The sequence below is a fragment of the Tenacibaculum aquaeponti genome, from assembly GCF_052084715.1.
Classification (GTDB): Bacteria; Bacteroidota; Bacteroidia; order Flavobacteriales; family Flavobacteriaceae; genus Polaribacter.
The window spans coordinates 3,409,149-3,421,695 of record NZ_CP197288.1 but is presented as its reverse complement, the minus strand read 5'-3'; the positions used below and the strand labels follow the sequence as shown (position 1 = coordinate 3,421,695).

General features: G+C 31.5%; 10 protein-coding genes. 1 reads left to right on the top strand and 9 read right to left on the bottom strand.

The window, feature by feature from the left end; genetic code table 11:
* Positions 1-84 precede the first annotated feature (84 nt).
* From trpB to ACSIGC_RS15590, 8 genes are all read right to left on the bottom strand, one after another.
* The gene (gene trpB / locus ACSIGC_RS15625) at positions 85-1,260 is read right to left on the bottom strand and encodes a tryptophan synthase subunit beta (RefSeq protein WP_442265709.1); all 1,176 of its coding nucleotides are present in this window, start codon (positions 1,258-1,260) and stop codon (positions 85-87) included.
* Between the two features lie 28 nt (positions 1,261-1,288).
* Complete coding sequence (locus tag ACSIGC_RS15620; protein WP_442265708.1) at positions 1,289-2,047, bottom strand: hypothetical protein; 759 nt, start codon at positions 2,045-2,047, stop codon at positions 1,289-1,291.
* A complete protein-coding gene (locus ACSIGC_RS15615; RefSeq protein WP_442265707.1) occupies positions 2,047-2,691 on the bottom strand; it encodes a phosphoribosylanthranilate isomerase in 645 nt (214 codons plus the stop codon). The genes ACSIGC_RS15620 and ACSIGC_RS15615 overlap by 1 nt, the downstream gene beginning before the upstream one ends.
* A 1-nt stretch (position 2,692) precedes the next feature.
* Positions 2,693-3,481, bottom strand: coding sequence for an indole-3-glycerol phosphate synthase TrpC (gene trpC / locus ACSIGC_RS15610; protein ID WP_442265706.1), 789 nt, complete (start codon positions 3,479-3,481; stop codon positions 2,693-2,695).
* Between the two features lie 155 nt (positions 3,482-3,636).
* Positions 3,637-4,623 carry an anthranilate phosphoribosyltransferase gene (gene trpD / locus ACSIGC_RS15605; protein ID WP_442265705.1) on the bottom strand — a complete coding sequence of 329 codons (987 nt, stop codon included), beginning with the start codon at positions 4,621-4,623 and terminating at the stop codon, positions 3,637-3,639.
* Between the two features lie 5 nt (positions 4,624-4,628).
* Positions 4,629-5,210: an anthranilate synthase component II gene (locus ACSIGC_RS15600; protein ID WP_442265704.1), complete on the bottom strand. Its 582-nt coding sequence runs from the start codon at positions 5,208-5,210 to the stop codon at positions 4,629-4,631.
* An 80-nt stretch (positions 5,211-5,290) separates the two neighbouring features.
* The gene (locus ACSIGC_RS15595; RefSeq protein WP_442265703.1) at positions 5,291-6,682 is read right to left on the bottom strand and encodes an anthranilate synthase component I family protein; all 1,392 of its coding nucleotides are present in this window, start codon (positions 6,680-6,682) and stop codon (positions 5,291-5,293) included.
* A gap of 179 nt (positions 6,683-6,861) precedes the next feature.
* Positions 6,862-8,538 carry a glycoside hydrolase family 9 protein gene (locus ACSIGC_RS15590; RefSeq protein ID WP_442265702.1) on the bottom strand — a complete coding sequence of 559 codons (1,677 nt, stop codon included), beginning with the start codon at positions 8,536-8,538 and terminating at the stop codon, positions 6,862-6,864.
* A gap of 267 nt (positions 8,539-8,805) precedes the next feature.
* On the opposite strand from ACSIGC_RS15590, the gene asnB reads away from it, so the two are divergent.
* Positions 8,806-10,467, top strand: a complete 1,662-nt coding sequence (asnB, locus tag ACSIGC_RS15585; protein WP_442265701.1) for an asparagine synthase B — start codon at positions 8,806-8,808, stop codon at positions 10,465-10,467.
* 99 nt (positions 10,468-10,566) lie between these two features.
* Here the strand turns inward: asnB and ACSIGC_RS15580 are convergent, their stop codons facing one another.
* Positions 10,567-12,498 (bottom strand): CocE/NonD family hydrolase, encoded by a 1,932-nt coding sequence (locus ACSIGC_RS15580; RefSeq protein ID WP_442265700.1) that lies wholly within the window; start codon positions 12,496-12,498, stop codon positions 10,567-10,569.
* Between the last annotated feature and the right edge of the window lie 49 nt (positions 12,499-12,547).

Below are 12,547 nucleotides of genomic sequence, written 5' to 3'. Positions count from 1 at the left end.
ATAATGTCAGTTCGAGCGGAGTCGAGAACTAATTTAATTGTCAAACCTTTCGACTCCGCTCAAGGTGACAACACTATTTTTTTATTATTTCAAATGCTTGATATAAGTTTCTAAATCTTTATCTCCTCTTCCTGATAGGTTAATTACTACCGTTTGATCTGGCTTTAAATCCATTTTTGGCAAAACAGCTAAAGCGTGAGCAGTTTCTAACGCTGGAATAATTCCTTCAATTCGGGTTAACTCATACGCCGCTTGTAATGCTTCATCGTCTGTTGCATTCATAAACTTAGCTCTCTTTGTATCATGTAAAAAAGCATGTAATGGCCCAACTCCTGGATAATCTAATCCTGCAGAAATAGAATAAGGCTCTACAATTTGTCCGTATTCATCTTGCATTAAAATTGTTTTACTTCCGTGAATCACACCTACTTCACCTAATTGAGAAGTTGCTGCACTTTCACCAGAATTCACTCCTAAACCAGCAGCTTCAACAGCAATTAATTCTACTTCTTCATCTTCTAAATAATGATAAAAAGCTCCCGCTGCATTACTTCCACCACCAACACAAGCAATAATAGTATCTGGATTTTCTTTACCTGTTTTTTCTTTCAACTGCCATTTCATTTCTTCTGAAATAATAGCTTGTAAACGCGCTACCATGTCTGGATGTGGATGCGGACCAACAACTGAACCGATTAAATAAAACGTTTCTGGGTTTTGAATCCAATAACGAATGGCTTCGTTAGTTGCATCTTTTAAAGTTTTACTTCCACTAGTTGCAGGAATAATTTTTGCTCCTAACATTTTCATACGAGCAACATTTGGTGCTTGACGTTCAATATCAATTTCACCCATAAATACGGTACACTCTAATCCCATTAAAGCACAAACTGTTGCGGTTGCTACACCATGTTGACCAGCTCCTGTTTCGGCGATAATATTAGTTTTACCTAATTTTTTTGCGATTAAAATCTGACCAATCGTATTGTTTACTTTATGAGCTCCAGTATGATTTAAATCTTCACGCTTTAAATAAATAGTTGCTCCATATTTTTCAGATAAACGCTTTGCTAAGTATAACGGACTAGGTCTACCCACGTAATCTTTTAACAATGCTTTATATTCCTCTTGAAATTCTTCTGATTCTATAATTTGAATATAATTATCTTCAATCTCTTTTACATTTGGGTGTAACAATTCTGGAATAAATGCGCCTCCAAATTGTCCGTAGTACCCATTTTCATCTGGATTATATTTCATGATACTTTTATTTTGTGTGTTGTGTTTGTTATTTCTTAACTATTATTTCTTCGTTTTTAATCCACTTTTCAAGTAATTGTTTATTCGTACTTAATTCAACTAAATAAAACTTAAAAAATGAAGCAAAAACTGTTGATTTCTGTATGGTTTCTATACCTACTTTTCCATCTAAATAATTGGAATGAATGAGATATAATTCTCCTTTTTTCTTAAGAATATATCCTACATGACTTTCATCAAAACCAATAAAATGAATCCCTTCGGATAATACTTCTTTTATTTTCTGAATGATTTTGTCTGTCTCATGATCAAAAACCTCAATTACTTTATTGTCTAAAACTAGTGTTTTAGCTTCGTTAATGGGACTTTGCTGTGCTAATTGATATCTATTTATATTGAATCCAATATGTTTTAATGTTGTTGAAATAAAATATCCACATGCAATTTCTCCTTTTTTAGGCATTGATGTATGCCCCTCAAAAGACCAAACTGTTCCTTCCCATTGAGGAATAATTCTATGCAATAATGCTGTTTCAAAAAACTGACTTAAAGAATCGAATTGCTTACGCGCTAACAAATTTCTTTTTTGTTCAAGAACTGTATTTCTTATTTGCTGATATGTTCTTGTCTTATCTTCAGTTAAAACAAATTCTTGAAGATTTTTAATTTGATGAATTTTAGGTTGATTTTTTTCTTCAACTATCTTTTCTACTTTTTCTTTTTCTTGACTTTTACAAGAAATTAGAACTGTAGTAAACAGTATAAAAAATTGACCTAACTTTCTCATTATAAAACTTGATTAATAAACTTCTTCAAATCTTTTACCGACTTTAAACCAGGTTTTTTTTCGAACTTACTGTTAACATCCAAAGCATAAACTGGTAAATCTGTTTTTATAATTTCTTCCACCTTTGTTACTTCATGTAATCCAATTCCGCCACTTAAAAAGAATGGTTTCTTAGAATTATAATCTTCTAAAACTTTCCAATCGAACGTAACTCCGTTTCCTCCGCATTCCTTTCCTTTGGTATCGAACAAGAAATAATCGACTACAGCTTCATAAGGTTCTAAAACAGAAAAGTCGAACTCATCTTTAATTCCAAAAACCTTGATGATCTCTACTTTTGGTAATCGTTTTTCTTCTCGACTGCTCTCGAGGTGACCTTTCAATTCTTTTATATATTCGACAGATTCATCACCATGTAATTGTAAAGCTTCCAATTTATATTCTTCAGCAAGAGAAACTAAAATCTCTAAATACTCATTTACAAATACGCCTGTTTTTTTTATTCCTTTAGGAATTTCAGGAATGATACCTTCAAAATTTCGTTTTGATTTTTCGTAGAAAATAAAACCTAAATAATCAGGCTTTAATTCAGCAACTTGCCGAATATTATCTACATATTTCATTCCGCAGATTTTTAATTTCATTTTATCTAATTTGATTGATGAAATCTAAACAAGCTTCTCCTGGATTTTCTTCTTTCATAAAGTTCTCACCAATTAAGAAACCTTGGAATCCGTATTCTTTTAATCCAGTTACAATTCTAGGGTTACTAATTCCACTTTCAGAAACTTTTACTGCTGAACTTGGGATTTGGTTCGCTAGATTGATAGAATGCTCAAGATCTACTTTAAATGTTTTTAAATCACGGTTATTGATTCCTATAATCTTATGATCTAAATCTGAAATCTTGTCTAAATCTTGCTGATTATGTACTTCATATAAAACTTCTAATCCTAAATCGTTGGCTAACTGACCGTAATTCTTAATTTCTTCAGCAGTTAAACAAGCTGCAATTAATAGAATAACATCTGCTCCAATTGCTTTAGCTTCTACAATTTGAAATCCGTCTACAACAAAATCTTTACGCAAAATCGGTTTAATCGAATTTACATTTCTAGCTTCCATTAAATCGGCCATTGTTCCACCGAAAAAAGAAGTATCGGTAAGTACAGATTGCGCCGCTACGTTTGCATCTAAATATCCGTTAGTAACTTCAGCAACGGTAACTTTATCATTAATAATTCCTTTTGAAGGAGATTGACGCTTAAATTCTGCTATGATTCCAGTAGAATTTTGTGCTGTTAAAGATGCTTTTAATGAAATTGGAGTTCTTTTAAAACTCGGACTTTCAACTAGTTTTTTAACAGGAACTTCTGCCTTTATTTTTGCTATTTCCTGTTTTTTAAAGTTTACTATTTTCTCTAAAATTGTCATTATTCTATTTTTTCTGTCACTTCGAGTGAAATTATTTGTAATGAAATGAAAAATAATTTTGTATCGAGAAGTTAACAAACTGTTCTCAATACATTTTTTCTTCTGATTTCGATTTTACTCAATCATCCGTAAAAATACTCGAACTGACATTTTATTTAATTCACTAATTTTTCTAAACACGCTTTTGCTTTTCCTCCAAATAACGAATCTTTAGCCTCTTCAAAAGCTACTGAAAATTCTTTTTCTGGATTTACAATAGTTAAGGCAAAAGAAGCATTGGTTAAAACCACATTATTTTGTGCTTCTGTTCCTTCACCGTTTAAAATCGATTTAAATATTTTCGCTGCAGCTTCTACAGAATCTCCTCCGTAAATATCAGATTGTTGAACTCTATTAATTCCAAAATCTTCAGGAGTAATTAATTGTTCTCCCGCTTTGGTAAATAATTTGAATCCTCCAGTTAAAGAAATTTCATCATAACCATCTAACGCATGAACAATACCGTAGTTAGTATCTTCTTCTTGTAAGATATAGTTATACAATCTTGCCACTTCTAAATTGTATGTTCCTAATAATTGATTTTGGGCAAAACTAGGATTTACTAAAGGACCTAACATGTTAAAGAATGTCTTTAATTTTAAAGCTTTTCTTATTGGTCCTACAGCTTTCATTGCCGGATGAAACTTAGGTGCATGTAAAAAACAAATATTTGCCTTTTCTAATTGCGATTTTAAAACTGATTCGTCGTTGGTAAACTTATACCCGAAGCTTTCTAACATATCTGAAGATCCAGATTTAGAAGACACTGAATAATTTCCGTGCTTCGCAACTTTTTGTCCAGTTCCTGCAACAATAAAAGAAGTTAATGTGGAAATGTTAAATGTATCTTTTCCATCTCCACCTGTACCTACAATATCAATAGTATTAAATTCAGATAAATCAACTTTTACAGCTAACTCCAATAATGCTTCTCTAAAACCTGCAAGTTCTTCTACTGTAATTGGACGCATCATGAAAACCGTCAAAAAGGAAGCTAAATGTGCATCGTTATATGCTGATTTAGCAATATTGATTAAAATCTCTTTTGCTTCTGATTTCGATAATCTTTTATGCTGATATAAATCGTTTAGAATCGATTTCATTTGAATTAATTTTTAGAAACTGAATTAATAAAATTACGCACCAACTGTTCTCCTACTTCTGTTAGAATGCTTTCTGGATGAAATTGTACAGCACTAATTTGATGTTCTTTATGACGAATAGCCATAATTCCACCTTCTTCATCTATTGCAGTAACTTCAAGTTCTGCTGGTAAATCTTCGTTTGAAGCAATCCAAGAATGATAACGTGCAGCTGGAAAAATCTCTGGAACTCCATTAAAGATTACAGCTTCTGGCTTTGTAACTTTCATATCTGTTGCAACACCATGAAATACTTCATTCATGTTGATAATTTTTCCTCCAAAAACTTCAGTAATTGCTTGTAAACCTAAACACACGCCAAAAATTGGCTTTTTGCCTGCGTAAGTTTTAATTACTTCTTTTAAAATTCCTGCTTCATCTGGAATTCCAGGACCAGGTGACAACATGATTAAATCGTATTCTCCAACATCTTCTATTGAAATTTCGTCATTTCTGTAAACATCTGGATATTTATCGGTAATTTTTTCAACCATATGCACCAAGTTGTATGTAAACGAATCGTAATTATCTAAGATTAATATTTTCATTTTTTTCAGTATTTGAGCTAAGTTTTCAGTAAAAAATTCTTGATTATCTTCAAACCTTTCACCTATTACTTGATGCTAGTTTATATTTTTTCTGCTAAGGTTAATGCTTTCTTTAATGCTGCTAATTTGTTATTTACTTCTTGCAACTCTTTTTCTTCATCTGAATGAATTACAATTCCTGCTCCTGCTTGATAATACAACACATTGTTTTTACTTACAAATGAACGAATACCAATGGCTAAGTTTACATCTCCATCTAAGCCTAAAATTCCTACTGCTCCACCATAAAAACCACGTGACTGATTTTCATATTTATCAATCAATTGCATTGCTTTATATTTTGGCGCTCCGCTTAATGTTCCTGCAGGAAAAGTATCTCCGACAACCTTTATTGGATCTCCATTTAAATCTCCTTGTACTGTAGAAACTAAATGAATTACGTGACTAAAATATTGCACTTCTTTAAATACTTCTACTGTTACATCAGCAGCGTGTTTACTTAGGTCGTTACGAGCTAAATCAACTAACATTACATGCTCGGCAGTTTCTTTTTTATCTTCTGAAAGTTTTTTCCCCAGCTTAATATCTTCTGCCATATTACCCGTTCTTCTGAATGTTCCAGCAATCGGGTTAATAATAGCTTTTCCTTCATTAATTTTAATCTGAGCTTCAGGTGAAGATCCCATTAACTTAAAACTTCCATAATCGAAATAGAACAAATACGGTGATGGATTTATAGATCGTAAAGCTCTATACACATTGAACTCATCTCCTTTGTATTGTTGTTGAAATTGACGAGATAATACTAACTGAAATACATCTCCTCTTTTACAATGTGATTTTGCTCTTTTTACATTTTCAATAAACTCTTCTCCTGTTAAATTCGAAGTTTCATCTCCAACTATTTCGAACTTCTGTGTATTGAATGTTTGAGCTTCAATAATTGTTTCTATTTCACTTAATCGAGAAGTTTCTCCTTCTTCTAAATTCTCAATTAATTTCATTTCATCATTGAAGTGATTAATCGCAATCACAAAACGATAAAAACTATACTGCATCATAGGAATTGCAGAAGGTGCATCTGGATTATTTAATTTGATAGTCTCAAAATACTGAACACTATCGTAAGTTGTGTAACCATATAAACCATTGAATGCTTTTAATTCTGGCTCACAGTCTAATTCTATTAACTGTGTAAAGTCATTAAATAATTCATTGAAGTTTCTATCGATTTTATCTTTTTTCACTTCTTTATTCTTGTGAAAAACTGAAAATTCATCTTTATCTGCTTTAAAAGAAACCATTGGTTCTATACAGATAAACGAGTAACTTTCTTCTTTACTATGATAATCTGAACTCTCTAATAATAAAGTATTTGAATATTTATCTCTCAAACGTAAATACAAACCAACAGGTGTAACCGTATCTGAGATTTTTTGTTCAAAAAGTGTTTTAAATTTTATAGGTTTCATTGTATTTAGTCAATAAAAAAAGGCTTATCCATGAGATAAGCCTTTTTTAGTTAATATTTATATATAACAAGATGGTCTCACTAACGCAAGTTATGAGTTTTCCACCACCAGTTATTTAATTGTATCGTTTTCATTTACGACAAATTTATAAAGTCTTTTTTACCTAAACAAGTATTTATTTATTTTTTTGTTTGATAATATTGAAGTGCATTTATAACATAAACCATAGGAGCATTCCAATTGATTGTTACTTCATTAGATGCATAAGAACACCAACTATCTGAATACGATTTTGCAGGCATTTTACTCATGTATTTGCATTTATCTTGCTGCCCTGATTGAGGACCACCAACTACCATACCTGGCACAGGTAAATTTACCTTATCTGCTTCAGAAGTTCTGTGGTGAGGATATTTTGGAGGATTAGTTCCTGCTCCTGTGATATAAGAAATTCCTGTTCCATTTCTTCCTAGTAAATAATCTAAACCAATAAAAACGGCTTCTAAATACGATTGCTCGTAAGCTTTTAAAACATACATTAACTGATTTCCTGCTACTCCATTACTTCCCCAAACATAATCTTTTCCGTTCATTGCTATTCGCATTGGAGAATTCCTAACTCTTTCTTTTAATTCGTCTGCTTTGCTTAAAAACTTACTTTTTGCTTTTTTAAATGGAATTCTATCCTTAAAATTCTCACCATATTTTACAAGAGTGAATAATGTTAAAGCACTTGCATTTTTCCACCAAGGAACTTCATTGGAAATAGTTTCAACTGAAATATCTTTTGCAAACTCTTCTCCTCCAGTAACCACAAACAATTCAGTGGCGGCCCATTGAAACTCACCTTTTAAATCAAAATCTTCATATTGCCCCGTGCGCACACCTTTTGGATTTGTAAAATAATCTTTAGGATGCTTTTTCGCCCATTTATATGCATTTAAAGCTGCTGTCAATAATTTACTACTATAGGTTTCTTTTCCTTTTACATTTGAAAAAGTTCTAGAAGCAATCGCACAAACTGCCGCAAAATTAAGAGCAGCTGAAGTACTCTTTTTAACTACATATCTATCTAAATTGTATTCATGAGGCATAATTACTCCAGAAAATTTTAATCCTGAAAGCTTATGATACACTCCTCCATCATTAGGATCTTGCATAGCTAACATCCAATCTAAATTCCAAATTACTTCATCAAGAATGTCTGGAATATCATTTGTGTTTTCTGGAATCTGATAACTTTTCCTATTATAATATTCTTGAAAATTTTCAAATGCACTTAATAAAGTATACGTACTTATTCCACTATTAGTAACATACATATTGTAATCTCCAGCATCAAACCAACCTTTTGTAGCAGAAATAACTGTTCCTTCAGGTCTTTCTTTACTTGCCGCAGATTTATGTATAATCACTTTGTTATCTTTTAAACCGCTTGGTCTTTTCCATACTCCTGCATATTCTTCTGTTAATTCTGTTGAAGCTCTATTAAAGTAATAATACTTAAAAACATCATCAGCTAGTTTCTTGTATGGATTTTTAAGAATTTTAATGCTTGATTGTACTCCTGAAACAGACACAGTATATTTGCCTTCTTTGTTTATAGATGTGAAATCTATAATTCCTACATATTCATTCGCATCTTTCCAAAAATTATCTACTTTCAATTTCCCTGATTGAATCACATTGTTTGATTTATCTTTTATTTGATATACAGTTTTAACTTTTGAATTCGCATTTACAGCAATTAATTTTGTTCTACCAATAGTATAACCTACTTGATTCACTCTTATTTCAAGTTGATTTTCTTCTGAAGTTTGAGAAGCTAATTTTATCGTAACAACAAGTAATAGCATTTTAAGGAGCACCTTCATCATTGTTTCACTTTTATCTTAATATAGTTGAATAATATTACAAGTTAACATAAAAAGACAATTGAAAAATAGCAAACTTTAATTCAAATTAAACATTTTACTTAAAAAAGTTACATTTAAAATCAAAAAATATCAAAATAATTAAAAATTAAAATCAATATTTATTTTTTTGTTTTTAATAATAAGTATATTAAATTAATTTGCTCCATAATTAAAAGTAAAACATCTAAATAAAAAAAATAAAAGATTATGTGTGGAATTGTATGTGCGTTTGATTTAAAAGAGAAATCTGATCTATTAAGACCTCAGATTTTAGAAATGTCGAAAAAGATTCGTCATAGAGGGCCAGACTGGAGTGGAATTTATAGTGATGACAAAGTTATTATGTCTCATGAAAGACTTGCCATTGTAGATCCAACATCTGGGCAACAACCTCTTTTTAGTAGCGATAGAAGATTTGTTTTAGCTGCAAATGGAGAAATATACAATCACCAAGAGTTAAGAAAACAATTCGAAGATAAATACGATTTTCAAACAAAATCTGACTGTGAAGTAATTCTTGCTTTATACAAAGAAAAAGGAGTTGAATTTTTAGATGATTTAAACGGAATTTTTGGTTTTGCTATTTATGATGCTAAAACTGATGAATATTTAGTAGCTAGAGATCATATGGGGATTATTCCTTTATATATTGGTTGGGATAAAAAAGGAACTTTTTATGTAGCTTCAGAATTAAAAGCTTTAGAGGGTTTTTGTAATAAAGTAGAAGTTTTTCCTCCGGGGCATTATTATACTCGTGAAGACGGATTACAACGTTGGTACTCTAGAGATTGGATGGAATATGAAGCAGTTCGAGAAAACCAAACTAGTATAGATGAGTTAAGAGATGCTTTAGAAGCTGCTGTTCATCGTCAATTAATGAGTGATGTTCCTTACGGAGTGTTATTATCTGGAGGGTTAGATTCTTCAATTACATCTGCCATTGCAAAAAAATATGCCTCTAAACGTGTAGAAAGTGGTGATAAGGAAGAAGCTTGGTACCCACAATTACACTCATTCTCTATTGGTTTAGAAGGTTCCCCAGACTTAGCTGCTGCTAAAAAAGTATCTGATCATATTGGAACAATTCATCATGAAATTACATTTACTATTCAAGAAGGATTAGATGCTATTCGTGATGTAATTTACAACTTAGAAACCTACGATATTACTACTATTAGAGCCTCTACACCAATGTATTTAATGGCTCGTGTTATTAAATCTATGGGAATAAAAATGGTACTATCTGGAGAAGGTGCTGATGAAATTTTTGGAGGATATTTATATTTCCATAAAGCCCCAGATTCAGAAGAATTCCACAAAGAAACAGTTCGTAAACTAGACAAATTATATCAGTACGATTGCTTAAGAGCTAACAAAAGTTTAATGGCTTGGGGAATTGAAGGTCGTGTTCCTTTCTTAGATAAAGAATTTATGGATATTGCTATGCGAATTAACCCTGAAGATAAAATGATCAACGGAGAACGTATGGAGAAATGGGTATTGCGTAAAGCTTTTGAAAGTTATTTACCAGAAAGTGTAGCTTGGAGACAAAAAGAACAATTTTCTGATGGTGTTGGATACAACTGGATTGACACTTTAAAAGAATTGGTTGAACAAGAAGTAACAGATGAAATGATGAAGAGTGCTCATCATAGATTCCCAGTACAAACACCAAGAGCTAAAGAAGAATATTATTATCGTTCTATTTTCGAAGAACATTTCCCTAGTGAAACAGCCGCTTTAACAGTGCCTTCTGTACCGTCTATTGCATGTAGTACACCAACTGCTTTAGCTTGGGATGAAAGTTTTAGAAACCAAAATGAACCTAGTGGTAGAGCAATTAAGATGGTTCATGAAGATGCTTATTAATACAATTTTTATTTTTATATTTTAGTGATTGATAAATCCCGAGCTAAGTTTTTGTCCTTTTGCTCGGGATTTTCTTTTTTTAATATATCCTCCTGAATTTTATTTTAAAACAGAAAATTCAATACTTGAATCTGTAAATACAGTATGTGTTTGCGTTTTAAAATCTTTTGCTTCAGCTTTATAAATATTATCCACATAAGTTTGCGGATTTAAATCTATCAAAGGAAACCAAGTACTTTGCACTTGAATCTGTAATTTATGACCTTTCTTAAACGTATGAAAAACGTCTTGTAATGTAATATTTACATCTGTTTTTTTGTTTGGAGAAAATGGTTCTGGCTTTGAAAAACTATTTCTAAATCTACCACGCATTACTTCACTACGCACCATCATGTGATAATTACTTAGTTTTAAATGCGTTTGCATGTCTTCATTATCATTTTTTAAATCTGAAGGATGTACGTCTACAACTTTTACAATCCAATCTGCTGCTGTACCAGTTGTAGCTACTTTCAATTTTGCTAAAATATCTCCAGCTAATGTTAAATCTTCAGTTAACACATCTGTTTCAAAAACTAATACATCTGGTCTACGAGCAGCAAAACGCTGATCGTCTGTCATATATTTTCTTGGCGTAAATACTGTTTTAATATCTTCTGAATACGGAACAGGACGTTTTACATCACTGATAAACTGAATTTTTGTACTTCCTGCTTTTACCGATTTTAACTCTTGATTTTCTCCTAAGTAAAAAGATTCTTTTTGAATGTTCTTAGGAGGCCAAGCTTCGTAAGATTTCCATTCTTTTTTTCCAGTATCAAAAACGTAAGCTTCTGGCAATCCTGAATTCTTAGACCCATCTCCTTTTAAGAAATGATTGAAAAACTTTGTTTCAATATCTTTTTGAAAGTTTAAAGAAATAGAATCTCCAAAATAATAATTTCCTACTTTATTTTTCACTCTACTTCTCGACCAACCTCCATGATCCCAAGGACCAAAAACCATCGTATTATAATTATTTGGCTGATTCTTTTCTATCCCTTTGTATGTTTCTAAGGGTCCGTATAAATCTTCCGCATCAAACCATCCACCTACAATCATTGTTGCAACAGTTGATGGTACTTTATTTAAATGTTGAATAATACCTTTGCTTTGCCAAACAGAATCATAATTTGGATGTTCTACAATTTCTTTCCAAAAGAAATCATCAATTCTATTTTTATCATTAGTAGCAACTTTTGTATCTAATTTATCGTACTGAAAATATTCGTTCAGGTTTTTCAATGGACCTTTATCTAAGAAAAACTGATATTGATCTTGTGTATTCATCTTTGGAAATGAGTACCAAGCAGAATCTGTTGGTTGATCTTTATATGTTCCGAACAAAGAAATTGCTCTGAAGTAACTCAATAAGAAAGCTCCATTATGGTGAAAATCATCAAAAAAGAAATCTCCAATACAAGCTTGAGGCGAAGCTGCTTTTAAAGCTGGATGCGCATCAATTGTAGATACTGTAGCATAATGACCTGGATAAGAAATTCCCCAAGTTCCAACTTTTCCATTATTATTTTTCACATTTTTCACTAACCAATCGATAGTGTCGTAAGTATCTGTAGTTTCATCAGATTCTTTTTCTTTCTTATTCGGTATATAAGCACGCATATTATCATATACACCTTCGCTCATCCAACGACCACGAACATCTTCATATACAATAATATTTCCTTCTTTCATTAAATTCGGATTCGGCCCTATTCTTCTTCTAAACTTATCTTCTCCATAAGGTGCACAGCTATATGGAGTTCTTTGTAATAAAATAGGATATGTTTTAGTAGTATCTTTTGGTGAATAAATGGTAGCATGGAGTTTAACACCATCTCTCATGGCAATCTTAACTTCTTTCTTTGTGTAATTGTCTTTCACAAAGGTGTCTTGTTTCTTAACTGCTTTGTTTTCTTCCTCATTCTTTTTAGCTGTAGTACAACTCAGAATAAAACTAGCGATTACGAAAAGTTTTAATACTTTTTTCATGTTTAGTTTTGATTGATTTTGAAATAAATTTAAATAAAAAAGAGGTCTA